Source organism: Fusobacterium perfoetens (assembly GCF_021531475.1).
Taxonomy (GTDB): Bacteria; Fusobacteriota; Fusobacteriia; order Fusobacteriales; family Fusobacteriaceae; genus Fusobacterium_B.
On record NZ_JADYTX010000003.1, the window covers coordinates 24,047 to 42,398 of the forward strand.

Sequence of the window (18,352 nt, forward strand, 5' to 3'; positions counted from 1 at the left end):
TATATTATCAAATTAGAAATAAAAAACAAGGAGAAAGATATGATTAAAAATTATAAAAAAAGAATGCCTAAAATACAAGCTATCAAATTCGAAGATACAGCTAAAAATATTGAAGAGATTAACAATTTTCTAAGTAATTCAGGGATTGAAGAAATAAAAGTTGATTATTCAGACAAAAACAAACCTGTATTAAAATTTAAAATAGATAAGAATACAATCAGAGTTCCAAAGGGAGATTATATAGCTAAAAATAAAGATTATATTTTCTCTTGTAGTAATGAGAATTTTAACAAGAATTACGAGGAAGTGAAGTAATGGGAAAACATTTCGAAAAATTATTAAAAGACAGAGAAGAACTTATTCAAGAAATAAATAGAATACATAATTTCTTGACTAAACAAGCAGGAGTTCCAATTCATTTCAGAGAGATAGACACGGAACAATTTACATTAATGTCAAAAGAATTAGAATTAAGAGTAAAACTACTTGAAATATTAGATAAAAGAATTGAGTACGATAAGGAGAAAAAGAAAAATGTTGGAAAGTAAAATCCAGTCAGGAATAATTGATTACTTAAATATATTAGAGAAACAAGGAAGATTATTCTTCCACAGAAGTAATAACAACCCAGTATATGACCCAGTAGGAAAGAAATTTAGAAGTCTAGCAAAAGGACAGAAGAAAGGATTTCCTGATATAGTTGTTCTAGCTGATAAAAGATTTATCGGTTTAGAGGTTAAATCTGAAAAAGGTTATCAAACAAAAGAACAAAAGGAAATTGAAAAATCTTTCTTAAAGCAAGGCTTTGAATACTACGTAGTACGTAGTATAGATGATGTTAAAAACGTCCTAGGGAAATATATAGCGAGATAAAACAAAGCGAGGGTATGTTTATATATCCTCGTTAAATTATGGAGGAAAAATGGCTATTAACAGTAGTATAGTTAAACACAATAATAGTATTTTACGTTTAATGATAAAAGAAATTAACGAGGGGATATATAACGATAAATGGATAAAAATCAAAATTGATGAAGATGGATATATATCAGGAATAAAAAAAGAGGAAGATATAAAATATAAAGGATTTACAAAAAGAAAAAAACCTACAAAAAATTATAACTTAAATGATAAAAACTACTAAATTTTTGGTAGTTTTTTTTATTTTTTTCTAAGAAAGTGTTGACTTTTAATACGTTGCATAGTATAATATATGTGTAGCAAGGAGCTATAAAAAATAAGAAAGGAGGTTTAATAATTGAGGGATTTACTAAAAAAACTGGAAAGAATAATAAACTCCCTTCCAGTTTCTCTAAGATTCATAATCTTGGTAATATTAATAAACAATCTAACTTTTATAGTAATGGCATACATCTTAGTTAGATAATATTCCAAGACCTTGGGGAGTAGGTTAACTCCCCACCTCAATTATAACAAATATGAAAAAAGAATACAAGACATTTATAACAATAGTATTTATTATTTGGTTAATAACAGTTATTAGTTTAGTGATTATATTAAAATAAAAGGAGGCATAATGGTAGCTGAGTGTCAGAAAAGAGCAAATAAAAAATGGGCAGAAAAAAATCCTGAAAGAACTAAATACCTTTCAGATAGAAGCAGAGCAAGAAATTTTTTAAAAAAGCAAATTTTAATAGAAGATTTAGAAGAATTTAAAAAATTAATAATAGATAGAGAAAAGGAACTTAAAGGGGAATAAAAAAGTCACTATATTTTTTTATAGAGCGAAATAAAATTTCCACAAAATTATATTATTCTTTTATTATCAATATATTATAGATTTTTATACTAAAGTATGATATAATTATTTCATAAATTTAGAGCTATTTTCTTACAAGTGTATTGTAAGTCAGGCAAAGACAATTGAATATAACCGTTGAAAAAACGTGACTTAATCGGGTAGATTAAAAATTTAAACTGGAAAACAGTTATTTTTAGTCTACCTTTTTTTATTTTTATAACAAAAAATTGGAGGTGTGAAATTTGATAGAAAGAAAATTAAGGGTTGATTATATTTCTGTAAATGACATCAAGGAATATGAAAATAATGCTAAAGAACACCCAGATTGGCAAGTTGAACAAATAGCTAATTCAATCAGAGCTTTTGGATTTAACGACCCTTTGGCACTAGATGAGGACAACCAAATAATTGAAGGGCACGGAAGATATTTGGCAGCAAAAAGAATGGCTATGAAAAAAGTTCCTTGTATATACTTGAAAGGTTTATCAGAAGATGAAAAAAGAGCATACATTATTACTCATAACAAATTAACGATGAACACTGGATTTGATTTAGAGGTGTTAGAGTATGAACTAAACTCTTTAAAAGTACAAAACTTTGATTTAGGTCTAACTGGTTTCACAAATTCAGAACTTGATGATTTATTGGAAAAAAGCAAACAAGAACTTGAAGATTTTGAAACAGAAGAAAAAGATAGACTTGATAACGATTATTCATTAAAAATAGAAGCTCCAATTTATGAGCCTAAAAATGAGAAACCTGAAATCTCTGAAATGGTTGATTATACCAAATACAATCAACTTATCGAGGAGATAGAAAATAGAAAAGATATATCAGAAGAAGAGAAAAAGTTTTTAAAGTTCGCAGCAACAAGGCACATTGTATTCAACTATGAAAAAATAGCAGATTATTATGCTAACTCTGATAAAAATACACAAGAATTAATGGAAAATTCAGCACTTGTAATAATTGATTTTGAAAAAGCTATTGAGAATGGTTTTGTTCAAATGTCTAAAGAGACAATGCAAGAGTTTGGAGCTGATTGTGATGAGTAATGAAATAGATTGGAAAAAAGAAAAGTTCGCTATTTTTATTCTTACTCACGGAAGACCTGACAATGTAGTTACGTATGACACCGTTAGACGACACGGATATACTGGAGAGATATATTTACTCATCGACAATGAGGATAAGATGGCAGACAGCTATTATGACAAATATGGTGATGAAGTAATTATGTTTGACAAACTAGCTATATCTAAAACTTTTGACCAAGCAGATAATTTTGAAGATAGAAGAGCTATTGTTTATGCAAGAAATGCTGTATTTGATGTAGCTGAAAAATTAGGCTTAGACTATTTTATGCAACTTGATGATGATTATACAAGTTTTTCTATAAGAATAGATGAAAATAAAAATTTCACACATAAAAGTGTTAAAAATTTAGATAGACATATAAAAAGTTTATTAGATTTTTATAAAAAGGTCCCTAACTTAAAAGCAATATCTTTCGCACAAGGTGGAGATTTTATTGGTGGAGTTAGTTGTTCTTTATTAAAAAGTAATCTAGCTAAAAGAAAATGTATGAACTCTTTCTTATGTTCGGTCCACAGAAAATTTACTTTCAAAGGTAGAATTAATGAAGATGTTAATACATATACTCACGAAGCTAGTAAGGGTATGTTATTTTTTACATTCCCATTTGTAATGCTTAATCAAAAGGTAACACAAACAAATAATGGTGGAATGACTGACATATACAAAGCTAATGGAACTTATATAAAAAGTTTCTACTCGGTATTGTTCCAACCCTCATCTGTAAAAGTTTCACTAATAAATGGTCCTAGTCAATCAAGAATACATCACAAAATAAAATGGGTCAATACTATTCCTCATATTATAAGTGAGATTTATAAGAAAAGGTGATTAGATGATAAAAGATTTACAAATTGAAATGATTAGTATAGACAAGATAATTCCTTATGAGAATAATGCTAAGTTACACCCAAGGGAACAAGTAAATCAAATTATAGGTAGTATAAAAGAATTTGGTTTTAACGACCCAATAGCCGTTAATGAAAAAATGGTAATTATAGAGGGACACGGAAGAATGTTAGCTGCACAAAAAATGGGACTAAAAGAAGTTCCTTGCATAGTTCTTAAGGGATTAACACCTGCACAAGAAAAAGCATATATGCTAGCACATAATAAGTTGACAATGAACTCCGATTTTGACATTGAATTACTGGAAGAAGAATTAAAGTCATTAAAGAATGAAAATTATGATTTATTAATGACAGGATTTAGTGAAGATGAATTTAAAGAGATATTTGATACAAATACGGAAAGCCAACTTTTAAAAGATAGGTATGAGCTAGAAGAAGAAAGCAAGGGAGCTTTGAACAGAAAATTTATAGTACCCCCATTCTCTGTTATAAATAGCTCTGCTTCTCCTTGGGTAGATTTAAAAAATAAATGGAAAAATTATTTTGATAGTAAAAAAGGTAGAGCAAAAGATTTAATAGGAACAATGTATGGAACTAGTGAATTTGATGGTGCAATTTGTGAAGTCTTTTATCAGTGGTTTATGCCGACGGGGGGGGGGGCAAGATACTAGATTGTTTTAGTGGTGGAGTTGTAAGAGGTGCTGTTGCTGAAAGTCTTGGGTATAAATACACAGGTTTTGATATAAGACAAGAACAAATTTCGCAAAATAAAAAAATATGCAAGTTTTTAAATTTAAGTCCTAAATACATATGTGATGATAGCAGAAATATAGAAAAATACAACTTGGATAATGATTATGATTTATTATTCAGTTGCCCACCTTATGCTGATTTAGAAGTGTATAGTGATTTAGAGGGAGATATATCAAATAAAGAATATGATGAGTTTTTAAAATTGTATGAGGATATAATAGAAAAATTTACTTTAAAGTTAAAAGATAATAGATTTGCTATTTTTGTTGTTGGAGATATAAGAGATAAACAAGGCTATTATAGAGATTTTATATCAGATACAGTGAAAGCATTTAAAAAGGCAGGTCTTAATTTATATAACCAAGTAATTTATGTTGAACCTGCAGGTACAGCTCCTATAAGAGCAGGAGGACAATTTAATTCGTCAAGAAAAATATGTAAGATACATCAAAACATTTTAATTTTCTATAAAGGTAATATAAGAAAAATAAAAAACGAGTTTGGAGAATTCGAAAATAATATAGAAACATTTATTTAAAAGAGGTGATGAAGTGGCAAGGATAAGAGACCCTGCTAGAGAAAAGGCATACACCTTATGGAAAGAAGCAGGAGGAAGAAAAGCTCCTAAGGGAATATTAAAAGAGATAGCAAAAATATTAAATAAAAGTGAATCTCTTATCAGAAAATGGAAGAATACAGATGAATGGGATAATGGTAACGTTACTAATAATACAAATAGTAACATTACTAATGGCAATGGTAACGTTACTAATAGAAAATCGCTCATAAAACAAGCAAAATCAATGGTTGAAGAAGGAAGCACAATAAAAGAAGCTTCGACAAAAACCGACATTAATTATAGTAGTCTTAGGGATATTGCAGCCAAAGAGAATTGGCTAGAGCAACAAGAAAAATTTATGAAAAGAGTATATAAGAGATTACAAGATGAATTATGTGAGGAACATATATCAGAAAGAAAAAAGACTATTAAATCTCTTAGTTATTTAAAAGAGAAAACCTTAAATGATGTACTACAAAATTCTTTTGCAAATCTCAAACACTATAACACAGCTATAAAAAATATCGGAGAAGCCACAGAGCTACAATCTAAATTCTTAGGACTTCCTGAAATGAAAATGTATATAAGACAAGATAAAGAAGATAAAGATTTAGAGAAAAGTAAACCTATATTTATAGCAGGAGGGGACGAACTTGAAGATTAATCAAGAAAAAGAATATGTATACCTACCTGAAATAGTAGGAAAAAGATACAAGACATTTTGGAACTACAAAGGAAGATATAGGCTTGTAAAAGGTGGAAGAGGTAGCAAGAAAAGTTACACAACAGCTCTTTGGTTTATTGCTCATATAATGGAACTGAAAGACAGTAACTTATTAGTTGTTAGAAAAGTTTTTGAAACTCATAGAGGAAGTACATTTGCGCAATTAAAAATAGCAATGAAACGTCTTAAAGTTTACCATTTATGGAAATGTACCACATCTCCAATGGAAATGACATATTTACCAACTGGACAAAAAATTATATTTAGAGGACTAGATGACCCTTTAAAAATAACTTCTATTACAGTAGATGTTGGATATTTATGTTGGGTATGGTTTGAAGAAATGTATCAAATAGAAAATGAAGATGATTTCAATAAAATTGATATGTCTATTAGAGGAGCTATACCGAGTAATTTATTTAAACAGATAACTGGGACGTTCAATCCTTGGGCTGAAACTCATTGGTTAAAAGAAAGGTTTTTCAATACTGGAATAGAAGATAGAGAAAATTTGATAAAAAAAGGTCTTGCAATACACAGGAATGATGATGAAGTTCTAACAATGACAACTAATTTTAGAGCTAATGAATTTCTTGATGAATCAGACCTAAAGGTTTTTAGAACTATGGAAAAAGAAAACCCTCGAAGATTTGAAATTGAGGGTAATGGTAATTGGGGTATATGTGAGGGAGCTATATTTTATCGTTGGGAGATACAAGAATTTAATATAGATGAACTTATAAAATCCAAAAGATTTAAAACTTGCTTAGGTCTAGACTTTGGATTTAGTAATGACCCTACTGCTCTTATATGTAGTCTAGTAGACGAAACAGCAAAAGAAATTTATGTATTTGATGAGCATTACGAAGTTGGAATGTTCAACGAAGATATAAAAAATCTTATAGAGTACAAAGGATATTCAAAGTCAGAAATTACAGCTGATAGTGCAGAAGAAAAATCTATAAAATGGTTAAAAAGAAATGGTATTCCGAGAATTAAAAGTGCTTTCAAAGGACCAGACAGTATTATATTTGGTATTCAATATTTACAAGGATATAAGGTATATATACACCCTAGATGTAAGAACTTTATTATCGAGATAAAAAATTACGTATGGGCTGTTGATAAAAAGACAGGTAAATCATTAAATAAACCAATAGATGAATACAATCACTTAATGGACGCTTGGAGATATTCGGTTGAAAAACTAATGCTTAAAAAAGGTGTTAGCAGAGAGAAATTTAAGTATATTACTAATTAAAGGAGGTGGGAAAAATAGATAAGAAAATTAAAAAAGATATGATTGTATCTAAAGTAATAGAGCTAACAAATAAATATCCTATTTCATATGATGAAAAAGATGAGGAAATTATAAAAAGAATGTTAAAAGATGTAGATATAGCTTCGGCAACACAAAAACTTGAAAGGGCTGTTGCTAGTAGAAAACTTATTCCAAGAACAAGAAATCAAGAATTGAGTGAGGTAGAAAAAGATATTCAACAAAGATTTTCAGGAATTAAATTCAACAGAATAATAAATCATCTTATAACAGCAAGATACTTTGGGTTTTCTTGTTTTGAGATAATTTATAATGAGGATTTCACAATAGAAACTCTAATACCTATACCATTTGACCTTATTACATATGATTTTAAAGAAAATAAATGGAAGTTAAAAATAGGTAGCGAAACAGTAGAACTAAACAAGCAAAAATTCTTATTAGCGATACATAAATGGGACCCTAAAAATGCAAAAGGTAAAAGTATATTTGATTGCTGTAATAAGACATTCTTAAATAAAGAACTTTACCAAAGACAACTTACTTCTATTTCTCAAAAGTATGGAGATATTATTGTTATATACCCATATGATGTAAATATGAAAGAAGAAGAAAGAGAGGAACTAAGGAAGTCGGTTGAAAATATAGGTTCATCTCACAGCATTGGAGCACCAGTTGATTTTAATGAGGAATTCGATTTAAAGAAAAATATAGATTTCATTAAGTTATCAGATTTAGACCCTAGTATTTATACAGAACTTGAAAAAATAGAAAAAGAAAAAATTGTACAAAATATTTTAGGCTCTACATTAACAATGGACAACGGAGGAGGAACTGGCTCATATTCTCTCGGAGAGGTGCATAGGCAAGGTTTTGAAGAAGTTGTTGAAGAAATATGCAGGTTTGTTTCGGATAGCTTGTATCAGCTTATAGAGTTAGATTCTAGCTTCTTTGGATATAATCCTAAAGATTTTTACTGGGAACTAGAAAAAGTTATTACTGATGAAGAAAAAGAGGTAAAAGACAGAAAGAGAGAAGAAGTATTATCTTTAAAAATGGATAATATAAATAAATTTCTTACTGGAGGATATAAATTATCAAAAGGGTATCTTTCTAATTATTTAGGAATAGATGAAAAAGATATAGAAGAGGTAAAAATATTACCTACTATATCGAATGGACCAGAGTTCTCTGAAACCAAATTAGATAAACTATTGAAGAGAGTTGAGGAACAAAACTCGACAGTTCTCGAAGAAATAGAAGATAGCTTTGGAGAGTTCTTTGATGATATTTCACCACAACTTAGAGAACAATTAGAAAAAATTAAAACAATAGATGATTTAGAAAATATAGTTTTAAATATGCAAAACTTTAAAGATAAAATGCTTATTAGTTTTTTAAAAGGAATTACGGACGATATAGCAATATCAACAGGTATTTTTATAAGTGAGGAATTAAATCCTTTTAAAATAAAACCTGAAGAAGCTATACAATTCTTTTTAAAGAAAACACCAGTGTTGTTTGATAAGTTAGATGATATTTCAGCAAGTATTCAAGAAAAATATTTTTACATAAAGAAAAGCACAAGTTTAGAAGTCACGAAAGCATTATATAAAAATCTTTTATCAGCTCTGGAAGAGGGGAAATCATTTAAAACTTGGTTAAAAGATTCAGGCAATATATTAAGTTTATCAGGATTTGGAGACAATCCTTGGTACTTGGAATTAATATACAGAAATAATATGATGACCTCATATAATGCAGGAACTTTCTATAATCAAGAACTTAATAAGAAATATAAACCATATGGTATGTATGACGCCGTAGGAGATAACAGAACTACTGATTTATGCCTAGCATTAGACGGAAAGGTTTATCCTTTAAATCATAGTTTTTGGAAGAGCTTCCTACCACCAAATCATCACGGTTGTAGAAGTAGAAGAATCGCTTTAAGCAAAGATGACGTTAAGGAATATGGTTTAACTATAAGCAATACTCTAACCGATAAAATCAAAGAATTGAAGAAAGAACTTGGAGATTTTAAAGGCAATCAAGTTGAAAATTTAGCTAAATCTTTAGAAAAAAAAGAAACACAAGTAAAAGAACTGAAAAAAGAAGTTACTAAAAAACTAGAGCAATTATCTTTATAGGGAGTAAAAATGTTTAATGTAACGGATAATAGCAAGTTATTTCTCAGTGGTATGGAAAAACTAAAAATAAATGCTCAGAACACAATTCCTCTGATGAGAAGAATAGCAGAAGATATGAAAACAAAGGTAGATTTTAGATTCAAGCAATCAAAAGACCCTAATGGTAATTCTTGGGAGCCGTTATCAGAAGCTACAATATCTCAAAGAAGAAAAAACAGCAGTAAACCTCTAATTGATTCAGGAGAGTTAAGAGCTAGTATCAATGCAAAAGTTACTCCAACAATGGCTATTGTAGGAAGTAATAAAGAGTATGCAGCCTACCAAAACTTTGAAGCTAAAAAGGGAGAGTTCGGAACAGTAAATGTAACTGAAAACGTAAGGGAATTTACAAGAACTAGAAGAGGTAGAAGAGAGAATGTAAGAGCATTTAGAAGAACACGTAGAATGGATATACCTTGGGGATATAAACCTGCTAGACAGTTTATAGGATTTAGTGATAATCAACGGAAAATTTATGCTTCTTGGGTTAGAAAGTATTTGTTGAAAGGAAAGTAAAATGCAAAATTTAAAAATTATATTTGGTACTAAATGCAATCTTAATTGTGATTATTGCTATCAAAAGCACGAGAATAACGAAATATCACAAGAAGTTTTAGATAAAATTATAGAAAAAATCAATAAGAATAACGAAAGTTATAACATTCATTTATTTGGTGGAGAGCCATTACTGTATTTAGAAAAGATTTTTTATTTACTAGATAGAATTGATATTAAAAAACATAATTTCAGTATATCTACAAATGGAACTTTAATAAATGAGTTTGGGAAACTAGAAGAGAAATTAGGTTATCCTATACAAAATTTAATATCTAATAAAAGTATTGGAAACTATGAAAAATTAAATAAAAATTCTCAATTTAGATTTATTTTAACTAAAAGCAATTTAGAGGAACTTGAAAGAAAATTAGATTGGTTTTTAGAACAATATGGGAATGATTTTTCTATTTACTGTAATTTCTATGAGGAATGGTCGCAAGATTTATTAAATAGAATTGAAGTTATAGAGAGAAAAATACATCTAAATTATCCAAGAATAAGAGTTTTAAAACCTCTAATAACTAAAGGCACTCCTTGTAATTGTAGAAGCATTATAATTAATTGGAATGGAGATTATTTAAAATGTCATAGAGACCCTAATAAGGTTATAGGAAATATATTTACTGATGAATTTATAGTTTCTAAAAATACTGAATGTATATTTAAAGATGATATTCAGAATAATTTTATTAGAACTATGAGTAATACAGAAGAAATGGCTTGTTGTGATTATGACGCAGTGTTTTATTGTTAAAGGAGGGATAAAATGTTTCAAACATTTTTAAACGGAGTACAACCACCACTTATAATTATAGTGACTGGGTTGGCAATAGTTGGTATTTTAGCCTTGATTAAACATCACAAGGATAAAAAAAATAAAAAATAGAAAGGAGGGAGAGGAATGCCGAAAATTTTTAAAGCAGGGAATTATGGTAAAAAAGGAAACTACTCAATAGATACCTTAAAATCTTGGGTAGGAAAAGAATTTAATATTACAGCAGGACACGTTGGGGATTGGTTAAAAAACGGATTTCCAACAACAGCAATTCCAGTTGCAGGGAGTTGTAAAGTTACTAATGTAGATGACCAAGGATTTTTAATAGGGGAATTTAATTACAACTCCTTTGGAGATAGTATCAAAGACAAATACCCTAATCTATCAATAGGGATTGGAGAGGACGGAACACCTAATCATTTAGCATTGTTAGGTTATGCACCACCTCATATAAAGGACTTGGACCAATCTTTTAGTGAGTTTTCCCAAGATTTAACATCTATCGAAGAAACAGAAACGATAGAGTTTGCTGAAGAAAGTGACCAAGATAAAATTGATGAATTTATAGCATTTTTTAGAGCAGTAGATGTTTCAAAAGTAAATTACAAGGCATTATTTGATGTTCTTTACGAGAAAGACGATGAAAAATATGCCGTTAATAAACTAAAAGATTTAGGTTATACAGTAGAAAAAACAGCAGAATTTTCAGAGGAAACATTAAAATCTATCGCTAATACTTTAGGAATGATAGTTACAGCTAAACCAGTGAATGACTTAACACCTGATGAAATTTACGCAAAAGCGAAAGCTGAATTTACTAGAGAAGCAGAGAAAGAAGAAACAAAGAAAAATATTATCAAGATGTTTCCACCAGTAATGCACAAGATACTTGAATTTGCTATTGATAAGGCTTATGAAGAAAGCGAATATACAAACATCATTGAGTTCTCGGAAGATGACAAAACAAGTATGGCAACTAAGTTAAAAGAGTTTTCTCAAAAAGAAACACCTTTTAAAGAACTATTTAAGAATGTCACTAGTAAAATAGAATTTTCAGAGGAAGAAAACAAAGAAAAAAGCGAAGAAGAAATAAAAATAAGAATAGGAGGATATTATGAATTTAGTTAAAAATGTAGCAACTTATGATACAAAAGTCCTTAAAATTTCAGGACCTTTAGGAAAGAACTTCACATTAAAAAGTGGAGAAAAAACAATACAAGCAGGACAATTATTATCTTACGATAAAGAAACTGGAAAGTTAGTTAAATATGCAAAAGATACAAAACTTGCTTTCACAATAGCATTAGAGGACGCAGACGCAACATCAGGAGATGTACCTGTATTAGTAGCAGTGCCTGGAACTGTATTCAATTCAGCTGAAGTTAAAGGAGCAGATTTAGAATCAGATTTTAATGTAGTTAAAGAATTATGGGAAAATGGAATAATTTTAGAGGAGGTAAAATAATATGGCACTAACACAACAACAAGAAGCTATGGTTGGAGTTTACGGACAACTACCACACGTAGTAAATAGATTTTTCACAAGAAGAATTAAAAAAGGGAAAATTCCTTTTATAACAAACACACAAACAATCAATTTTGAAATTTTAGAAGAATTTGTAAGAAAAGCAAAAATTTTACAAAGAGGAGCTAAATTTCCTAATGCAAAATTAAATGGAAGTTCAATTAAATCTGTAACTCCTGAAGTTATCAAAGATAGTTTCCCTTTCTTTGTGACTGATGAGTTAAACAGACAAGCAGGAATGTCTATCTATGTAAATGGTAAAAAAGTAGATAATACAACTTATGAAAGAGACAGAAGAATAGCAGGTTTAAAACAATCTATTGAAACAGTTCAAGAAGAAATTTCGGCAGGTGTATTCTTAAAAGGAACTTACAAATCTCCTGACACTAAAAACGAGGTTAAATATGATTTTGCAAAAGAAACATCAGTTGCTAAAACAGCTGTTGAAGATTGGGCTATATGGTTAACTAAACAAATAAATGAATTTACTAAAAAATCAAAAGTTCCAGTTTCGGAAATATTAGTTGGAGAAAAAATATTTAATGACCTTTTAAAAACTTACAATGCTGTATCAAATAAAGTTATTCCTGCACAAGTTAATAGAGTTAAAACAGAGGACGGAGATTTTGAATTACATTTCAATGCCTTTGGATTTGATTTAGTAATGATACCACAAATTTCTGATACAGAGGGTAATGCTATTGATTTTTCGGATAAAATTATATTCTATAATGATTTGGCTTATTTACCTGCATATGCCGGTGTCTTAAATGTTGTAAATGGTGTCGCAAGTATGGAAGCGATAGATACTATTATAAGAGAAACTGACGCAGACAAAGAAACAGGAGAAGCTAAAACTCTTGGAGAATCAGCATATTGTCCAATCGTTGTAAATTCATCTCTTATAAAAATAGTTAAAATTACAGGTCTATCTTAGAATTTGAGGGGATTTTTCCCCTCTCCTTTAAGGAGGAACTATGGAATTTGAATACTTAAAAGATGATTTTATGCCTACACCGGTGAAAAATATATTACTTGCTTTTTCTGAATACTCGGAGAATAGATTTAACGAAGTAGCAGTAGAATTTGAGAAAGAAGCATTAGGAGTAATAAATGCTAATATCTCTTTAAGTGAATTATCAAAGGACACAGAGTATGGAACACCATTAATAAGAGGGTTATGCACTAACTATGTAACAGCTAAACTTCACGAAATGATAGCACACCCTGATTACATAGATTTGGCAGCCGACTTAATGGTAACTTTTAGGGATAATCTAAAAAGGATAAAAGATTCTAAAAACGAAGCTGAAGAAAAGCAACTAGAAAATAAAGTAGCTTCTTTAATTATTCGTTAAGAGGTAATAAAAATGGAATATATAGAAAAAGCAATTCCTTTAGGACCTTGTCAATTTTTCCTTAATGATGATGAATTAGGTTATACAGTAAAAGGTGAAAACACTTTATTGAAGATAGTTCCAATAATTCAAGAAATAAAAACCGATGAAAGCTCAGAAATTAAAGATATTATTGAATTAGGAAGAAATATAAATGTTGAAACAACTATTTTAATCTCGAAAAAAGCTTTGGTTAATTTAGATATTGATTCAAAGATAACTTCATTAATAAGAAGAGGACAGATAAGAATTGTGTCAACGGAAGATAACAGCATAATAAAACTATTTAATGCTATTTTAGTTTTAGAATTTAATTTTAATTTTAAATCAGATAAATTTCATAGTGTAAAGGTAAAAATCAGTGCATTAAAAGACAATAAAAACAGAGATATAGAAATAATAAATTAAAGGAGGGAAAATAAATGGCAGTACAACAAAAAGAATATCCATTAGGAGAATGCGAAATAAAATTTACTCCTAAAGAGGGAACAGAAGTAAAGATATTAAGAACATTAAAAGAAGAAGAATGTTCGTTAGTTGTTACAACGGATGGATACAAAGTTGAAGTGGACCAATTAGAGGGACCATATTTGTATAATACTAAACTTGGAGAAGCTACTTTTAAATGTTCAACAATATTAGATATTGCAGAACTAACAAAAATGACAAACTTAATGGAAGAGGGAACAAGTGGAGTAGCATTTTCTACATCAGGAAAACCAATGCAAGTTGGTAAATTAGAGATACACCCACTTTCTAAAGGAGAATCTAAAGATTTTGACATCACAGCTCCAAAAGCATTTTTAAAACCTGAAATAAATATAGCATATAAAAAAGAGGGGCTTGCAAAATGTGGCTTAACTTTTGAGTTTGCAGCAGATGAAAATCCTGAATCTCCAACTTATAAAAAAATATTTACAGTAGGAAATTATACAAAATAAAATTAACCTCTCTTTTATAAAGAGGGGTAATTACATATAAGGAAGAAAAAAATGATTGAATTTTCAAATATTAACAATTATATAGATGAAAAATATTCTGTATTTATTAGGGCAAAAGATTATGATGTTAAAATACCAAATTTAAGAGATTGGCTTTTTATAACTTCTTTAGATTTTACTAAGCTAGACCGTAATTTCAGAGATAAAGTTAATTGTATTACAGATATAATGATACCTGACTTAAATATAAATGATTTAACAAATATGGAATTACTGGATATTGTATCAAAATGTTTTAATATTTTATCAAGAAAAAAAGAAGAAACTTCCAAAGATGAAGAACAACAAGAAGAAAGTACAGATAGTGTATATATGAACTTTGACTATCTAATGGCTAAATATTGTAGGTATACAAATTCATCTCCAAAAGAAGCCTTAGAAACTAATATATTTGTATTTCTTGGTGTCTTAAATGGAATTGATTCTTTAATAGCCGAAGAAACTCTAAGAATGGCAGAAATATTTGATAATCATTTGCATTTGAAGTCTAAAGACGGAAGTTTCAACTATAAAAAGACACTTGATAAATATAGAGATTCTTTTAAAAAAGGAGTTAATGTCGTTGCAGGGATAGATACTAACAAATTAAATAGTTTAAAAGCGTTATTGGAGAGTGGTAAATGATGATACCTTATTCAGATGAATATATATTACAATATAAGGCAACATTAGCGACAGGTGGTTATACATCTGGTCTTGAAAAAATGAAGCAATCCACAGAAAAAACTACTAGCAATATCAACAGTAATTTCTCTAAATTGAATAGTATTATAGGTAATGTTACTAAAAGCAAATTGTCACTTGCAGCTGCCGCTATGTATTTTGGTAACAAAACAAGACAAGCTATACAAGATATGATAGCTTTCCAAAAACAATTAACGACTGTAAATACTCTTTTGAAAGGGTCGCAACAAGAACTTAATCGTTTTGGAAATGAATTTATAAATTTATCAATAAGAACAGGACAAGCAAAAGAAGATATTGCTAATGGAGCTTACCAAGCATTGTCAAGTGGAATATCTAAAGAAGATTTAACAAACTTCTTAGAAATAGCAACAAAAACAGCTCAAGCAGGATTAACAACAACAGAAACTTCTATAAAAACAATTTCATCAGTATTAAATGCTTATAAAATGAGTGCCATAGAAGCTACTAATGTAGCAGATTTATTACTAACTATACAAAATAAAGGAGTAACAACTGTTGGAGAATTAGGAGCTTATCTATCAGATGTTACATCTATATCATCATCATTAAATATTAATTTAGATGAGGTAGGAGCAGCAATAGCAACTCTTACTCAAAATGGTAATAACACAGCTAAAACAATGACAATGTTAAAAAGTATGTTCACTGAATTATCCAAAGAGGGGCAAAAGGCTGCCGACGTATTCAAAGAAGTGTCAGGCGAAAGCTTTAGTGCGTTTATAAAAAATGGTGGAACTTTACAAGAAGCTATGAAATTATTAGAAGAACACGCCAAAAAGACAGACAAATCTCTTATGGATTTATTCGGAAATACAGAATCAGGAAGTGCTGCCTTAAACTTAACAGGGTTAAATGCAGAAGTATTTGCTAAAAGATTAGAGGATATGAAAAATAAATCAGGAGAATTAAATACTTCTTATGCTATTGCAACAGCAAATATAAAATCTGAATGGGATAAATTATGTAATGCAATGGATTCTAAATGGAGAAAAGTTGTTATTGCATTAGAAAAACCAATTTACGTAACTTTAAAAACTATAAGAAAGGCTGCCGATGGAGACAATAGTGCCTTTGAAGATTATGACAAAAATAAAAAAGAGGTTAAAGTTCTTGAAGAAAAAATTGTTAGTATAGTAACGAATGATAGACTTAACCAAGCACAAAAAGAAGTTTCTATAAAAAGATATACTCAGAGAATAGAAAAATTACAAAAAGAAATAGATACAGTTGAAAGAAAAATGGCTGAAGACAGAAAAAGACAAAAAGAGTTGGAAGCCGAAGAAGAAAGAAAAAGAATCTTAAAGGAAGAAAAAGAGAAAAAAGAAGTAGAATTACAAGCTATCACTAACAGAACAAAAGAAATAGAAGAAAGAGAAAAGCGACATAAAAATAACTTAAATATCTCCGAGATTAACTATCTTTCTAAAAAAAGAGATTATATCTCACAACAACAAGATTTATTAGCTTTAGGTATCATCTCGGAAGATGAATATAATAGAAATATAAAAATAAAAAACAAAGAATTAATGACAGAGCAGGAACAAGCTAATCTTGAAAGCCTTAGACAAATGGAGCAATATTATAGAAGTATTGACAATATTGTAAAGGCTAACGAGTATAAAAAGAAAGTTATTGAGGTTGAAATTCAAATAAAAGAAAATTCTATTTCATCTCCTGAGAATAGAGAAGATTTGTTTTTACAATCCCAAGAAGAGCAAATGAAAGAACATCAAGCTAATATATTAGCTGACGAATGGGAGTATTTAACACAACTTGCTGAAATGAGGGAAAACGGCTTTTTATCAGAAGAACAAATAGAAACTTATAAAATTGACAGAATGAGGGAAGTCGAGCTAAAAAGATTAGAGTTAGAAGCAGAACAATTACAAAATAGATTGAATTTCTATAATAGCGATGAAGCTTACAAGCAACAAGCCGTTGATACTTTAAAAAAAATAGAAGAAAACTCTTTAAAACAAGAAGAAATTAGAAATCAAAAAGATGTTTCATTAAGTAAAAGACTTTCTAATTTAAAAACAGATATTCTAAAAAGGTCAAAAGACGCATTACTAGATACTTATGATATGGTAGCTAAAGGACAAATGAAATCATTAGAAGATTTTAAAAAATTTGCTGCCTTACAATTAGCTGAAGTAATGCTTAGTCACGGAAGAGAAGCTATGATTGACGGAGGAAAAGCTACTGTAAAAGCTATAACTTTGGCAGCAACACCAGGTCTAAGAAGTCAAGCACCACCATTATTTGCTGCCGCAGCTAAAGATTTTGCCTTTGCTGCCGCAATGGGAGTAGGAGCTAATGCTTTATATAGTAGTGCTAATGAATCAGAAAGCGAGAGTGTGGATAACAGAAGTAACGAAAGAACAAAATTTGACGAAAGTATAGATTCCAGAGTTGAATCGGCAGAGAAAGAATCAGAGGGAACTGTATATATAGATGTATCTAATTCATCTTTAATGAAAATTCTGATAAAAGATATAGAGAAAGAACTAAAAGACGGATATAACGTTACACTGATAGGTAAAAAAAGGTAGCCTATAAGACTACCTTAAATAAATTATTTCACATTGTGAGTTTTTAAACCTAGATAAATTTCAAGTAGGTCAACGAACCCTTTCTTATTTTCTTCTCTGAAAGGTAAATCATAATAACCAGTGCTTGATAGTATTCTTAAAATAACAGGTTTTTCATTATTCATTAAATTATAAAGTTTTTTAGCTTGAGTTCTGTTCAAATTAATATTTGGAATATATGCTTTGATTACATTTGATAAATTTGATATTTTAGCATTCATAACAATTTCTTTATTTGAGAAAGTTATTTCTTTTATTATATTAGAAGCTCCATCTTCATATAAAGGGAAAAGTAAATTTAAAGATTTTTCTTCAGGATAATATCTTAATTCTAAAAGAATTTGTTTGCTAGTATCAAGAACAAAATTTGTTTCAACTGATATAGCACTTACAGAATAGTATTTTTCCAAAGTTATATTATCTTTTAAAAGAAAAACATCACTATCTGTAACTTTCAAATAAGTAATATTATCCTTTTCAACAGTTTGTCCTACTTGCATATTTGTGCACCCAAGTAGAGAGAATAGCAAAATAAAAAGTGTTAATAATTTTTTCATAAATTTTCCTCCTTAAAATATTGTTTAA

The 18,352-nt window shown here is 29.1% G+C and carries 23 protein-coding genes; 22 read left to right on the forward strand and 1 reads right to left on the reverse strand.

Annotated features, from left to right (window positions below; all coding sequences use genetic code 11):
• Nucleotides 1-39 precede the first annotated feature (39 nt).
• The 22 genes from I6E15_RS01260 to I6E15_RS01365 all read left to right on the forward strand — a co-directional run bounded on the left by I6E15_RS01260 (nt 40) and on the right by I6E15_RS01365 (nt 17,728).
• Complete coding sequence (locus I6E15_RS01260) at nt 40-315, forward strand: hypothetical protein (RefSeq protein WP_235243594.1); 276 nt, start codon at nt 40-42, stop codon at nt 313-315.
• Complete coding sequence (locus I6E15_RS01265; protein ID WP_235243596.1) at nt 315-548, forward strand: hypothetical protein; 234 nt, start codon at nt 315-317, stop codon at nt 546-548. Before I6E15_RS01260 ends, I6E15_RS01265 begins: the two co-directional genes overlap by 1 nt.
• Complete coding sequence (locus I6E15_RS01270; RefSeq protein ID WP_235243598.1) at nt 535-873, forward strand: VRR-NUC domain-containing protein; 339 nt, start codon at nt 535-537, stop codon at nt 871-873. Before I6E15_RS01265 ends, I6E15_RS01270 begins: the two co-directional genes overlap by 14 nt.
• 49 nt (nt 874-922) lie before the next feature.
• Nucleotides 923-1,144 carry a hypothetical protein gene (locus tag I6E15_RS01275; RefSeq protein WP_235243600.1) on the forward strand — a complete coding sequence of 74 codons (222 nt, stop codon included), beginning with the start codon at nt 923-925 and terminating at the stop codon, nt 1,142-1,144.
• A gap of 393 nt (nt 1,145-1,537) precedes the next feature.
• On the forward strand, nt 1,538-1,720 hold the full coding sequence (locus I6E15_RS01280; RefSeq protein WP_235243602.1) for a hypothetical protein: 183 nt from the start codon (nt 1,538-1,540) through the stop codon (nt 1,718-1,720).
• Between the two features lie 284 nt (nt 1,721-2,004).
• The gene (locus tag I6E15_RS01285; protein ID WP_235243604.1) at nt 2,005-2,817 is read left to right on the forward strand and encodes a ParB/Srx family N-terminal domain-containing protein; all 813 of its coding nucleotides are present in this window, start codon (nt 2,005-2,007) and stop codon (nt 2,815-2,817) included.
• Entirely contained in the window at nt 2,810-3,688 is an 879-nt protein-coding gene (locus tag I6E15_RS01290; protein ID WP_235243606.1) for a hypothetical protein, read from the forward strand. Before I6E15_RS01285 ends, I6E15_RS01290 begins: the two co-directional genes overlap by 8 nt.
• 4 nt (nt 3,689-3,692) lie before the next feature.
• Nucleotides 3,693-4,379, forward strand: a complete 687-nt coding sequence (locus I6E15_RS01295) for a ParB/Srx family N-terminal domain-containing protein (RefSeq protein ID WP_235243608.1) — start codon at nt 3,693-3,695, stop codon at nt 4,377-4,379.
• Nucleotides 4,343-4,999: a DNA methyltransferase gene (locus I6E15_RS01300; protein ID WP_235243610.1), complete on the forward strand. Its 657-nt coding sequence runs from the start codon at nt 4,343-4,345 to the stop codon at nt 4,997-4,999. Before I6E15_RS01295 ends, I6E15_RS01300 begins: the two co-directional genes overlap by 37 nt.
• A gap of 13 nt (nt 5,000-5,012) precedes the next feature.
• Entirely contained in the window at nt 5,013-5,684 is a 672-nt protein-coding gene (locus tag I6E15_RS01305; protein ID WP_235243611.1) for a phage terminase small subunit-related protein, read from the forward strand.
• Entirely contained in the window at nt 5,674-7,005 is a 1,332-nt protein-coding gene (locus tag I6E15_RS01310) for a PBSX family phage terminase large subunit (protein ID WP_235243613.1), read from the forward strand. Before I6E15_RS01305 ends, I6E15_RS01310 begins: the two co-directional genes overlap by 11 nt.
• 5 nt (nt 7,006-7,010) lie before the next feature.
• A complete protein-coding gene (locus tag I6E15_RS01315; RefSeq protein WP_235243615.1) occupies nt 7,011-9,173 on the forward strand; it encodes a phage portal protein family protein in 2,163 nt (720 codons plus the stop codon).
• Nucleotides 9,174-9,182: 9 nt separating this feature from the next.
• A complete protein-coding gene (locus tag I6E15_RS01320) occupies nt 9,183-9,728 on the forward strand; it encodes a phage virion morphogenesis protein (protein ID WP_235243617.1) in 546 nt (181 codons plus the stop codon).
• A 1-nt stretch (nt 9,729) separates the two neighbouring features.
• On the forward strand, nt 9,730-10,524 hold the full coding sequence (locus tag I6E15_RS01325) for a radical SAM protein (RefSeq protein WP_235243619.1): 795 nt from the start codon (nt 9,730-9,732) through the stop codon (nt 10,522-10,524).
• A 147-nt stretch (nt 10,525-10,671) separates the two neighbouring features.
• Nucleotides 10,672-11,673 carry a hypothetical protein gene (locus tag I6E15_RS01330; RefSeq protein WP_235243620.1) on the forward strand — a complete coding sequence of 334 codons (1,002 nt, stop codon included), beginning with the start codon at nt 10,672-10,674 and terminating at the stop codon, nt 11,671-11,673.
• Complete coding sequence (locus I6E15_RS01335; protein WP_235243622.1) at nt 11,660-12,010, forward strand: head decoration protein; 351 nt, start codon at nt 11,660-11,662, stop codon at nt 12,008-12,010. The genes I6E15_RS01330 and I6E15_RS01335 overlap by 14 nt, the downstream gene beginning before the upstream one ends.
• A 1-nt stretch (nt 12,011) precedes the next feature.
• On the forward strand, nt 12,012-13,007 hold the full coding sequence (locus I6E15_RS01340; RefSeq protein ID WP_235243624.1) for a hypothetical protein: 996 nt from the start codon (nt 12,012-12,014) through the stop codon (nt 13,005-13,007).
• Between the two features lie 40 nt (nt 13,008-13,047).
• Complete coding sequence (locus I6E15_RS01345; protein WP_235243626.1) at nt 13,048-13,428, forward strand: hypothetical protein; 381 nt, start codon at nt 13,048-13,050, stop codon at nt 13,426-13,428.
• Between the two features lie 12 nt (nt 13,429-13,440).
• Entirely contained in the window at nt 13,441-13,875 is a 435-nt protein-coding gene (locus tag I6E15_RS01350) for a hypothetical protein (protein ID WP_235243628.1), read from the forward strand.
• Between the two features lie 14 nt (nt 13,876-13,889).
• A complete protein-coding gene (locus I6E15_RS01355) occupies nt 13,890-14,408 on the forward strand; it encodes a hypothetical protein (RefSeq protein ID WP_235243630.1) in 519 nt (172 codons plus the stop codon).
• A 51-nt stretch (nt 14,409-14,459) separates the two neighbouring features.
• Nucleotides 14,460-15,092 carry a hypothetical protein gene (locus I6E15_RS01360; RefSeq protein WP_235243632.1) on the forward strand — a complete coding sequence of 211 codons (633 nt, stop codon included), beginning with the start codon at nt 14,460-14,462 and terminating at the stop codon, nt 15,090-15,092.
• A complete protein-coding gene (locus I6E15_RS01365; RefSeq protein ID WP_235243634.1) occupies nt 15,089-17,728 on the forward strand; it encodes a phage tail tape measure protein in 2,640 nt (879 codons plus the stop codon). The genes I6E15_RS01360 and I6E15_RS01365 overlap by 4 nt, the downstream gene beginning before the upstream one ends.
• A gap of 23 nt (nt 17,729-17,751) precedes the next feature.
• On the opposite strand, the gene I6E15_RS01370 is transcribed toward I6E15_RS01365, so the two are convergent.
• Nucleotides 17,752-18,324 carry a hypothetical protein gene (locus I6E15_RS01370; protein ID WP_235243635.1) on the reverse strand — a complete coding sequence of 191 codons (573 nt, stop codon included), beginning with the start codon at nt 18,322-18,324 and terminating at the stop codon, nt 17,752-17,754.
• Nucleotides 18,325-18,352: the final 28 nt, after the last annotated feature.

What these genes read in the sequence shown, in the direction of transcription:
- I6E15_RS01260 (WP_235243594.1), top strand. Translation starts at nt 40, where the DNA reads ATGATTAAAAATTATAAAAAAAGAATGCCTAAAATACAAGCTATCAAA.
- I6E15_RS01265 (WP_235243596.1), top strand. Translation starts at nt 315, where the DNA reads ATGGGAAAACATTTCGAAAAATTATTAAAAGACAGAGAAGAACTTATT.
- I6E15_RS01270 (WP_235243598.1), top strand. Translation starts at nt 535, where the DNA reads ATGTTGGAAAGTAAAATCCAGTCAGGAATAATTGATTACTTAAATATA.
- I6E15_RS01275 (WP_235243600.1), top strand. Translation starts at nt 923, where the DNA reads ATGGCTATTAACAGTAGTATAGTTAAACACAATAATAGTATTTTACGT.
- I6E15_RS01280 (WP_235243602.1), top strand. Translation starts at nt 1,538, where the DNA reads ATGGTAGCTGAGTGTCAGAAAAGAGCAAATAAAAAATGGGCAGAAAAA.
- I6E15_RS01290 (WP_235243606.1), top strand. Translation starts at nt 2,810, where the DNA reads ATGAGTAATGAAATAGATTGGAAAAAAGAAAAGTTCGCTATTTTTATT.
- I6E15_RS01295 (WP_235243608.1), top strand. Translation starts at nt 3,693, where the DNA reads ATGATAAAAGATTTACAAATTGAAATGATTAGTATAGACAAGATAATT.
- I6E15_RS01320 (WP_235243617.1), top strand. Translation starts at nt 9,183, where the DNA reads ATGTTTAATGTAACGGATAATAGCAAGTTATTTCTCAGTGGTATGGAA.
- I6E15_RS01325 (WP_235243619.1), top strand. Translation starts at nt 9,730, where the DNA reads ATGCAAAATTTAAAAATTATATTTGGTACTAAATGCAATCTTAATTGT.
- I6E15_RS01330 (WP_235243620.1), top strand. Translation starts at nt 10,672, where the DNA reads ATGCCGAAAATTTTTAAAGCAGGGAATTATGGTAAAAAAGGAAACTAC.
- I6E15_RS01335 (WP_235243622.1), top strand. Translation starts at nt 11,660, where the DNA reads ATGAATTTAGTTAAAAATGTAGCAACTTATGATACAAAAGTCCTTAAA.
- I6E15_RS01340 (WP_235243624.1), top strand. Translation starts at nt 12,012, where the DNA reads ATGGCACTAACACAACAACAAGAAGCTATGGTTGGAGTTTACGGACAA.
- I6E15_RS01345 (WP_235243626.1), top strand. Translation starts at nt 13,048, where the DNA reads ATGGAATTTGAATACTTAAAAGATGATTTTATGCCTACACCGGTGAAA.
- I6E15_RS01350 (WP_235243628.1), top strand. Translation starts at nt 13,441, where the DNA reads ATGGAATATATAGAAAAAGCAATTCCTTTAGGACCTTGTCAATTTTTC.
- I6E15_RS01355 (WP_235243630.1), top strand. Translation starts at nt 13,890, where the DNA reads ATGGCAGTACAACAAAAAGAATATCCATTAGGAGAATGCGAAATAAAA.
- I6E15_RS01360 (WP_235243632.1), top strand. Translation starts at nt 14,460, where the DNA reads ATGATTGAATTTTCAAATATTAACAATTATATAGATGAAAAATATTCT.
- I6E15_RS01365 (WP_235243634.1), top strand. Translation starts at nt 15,089, where the DNA reads ATGATGATACCTTATTCAGATGAATATATATTACAATATAAGGCAACA.
- I6E15_RS01370 (WP_235243635.1), bottom strand. Translation starts at nt 18,324, where the DNA reads ATGAAAAAATTATTAACACTTTTTATTTTGCTATTCTCTCTACTTGGG.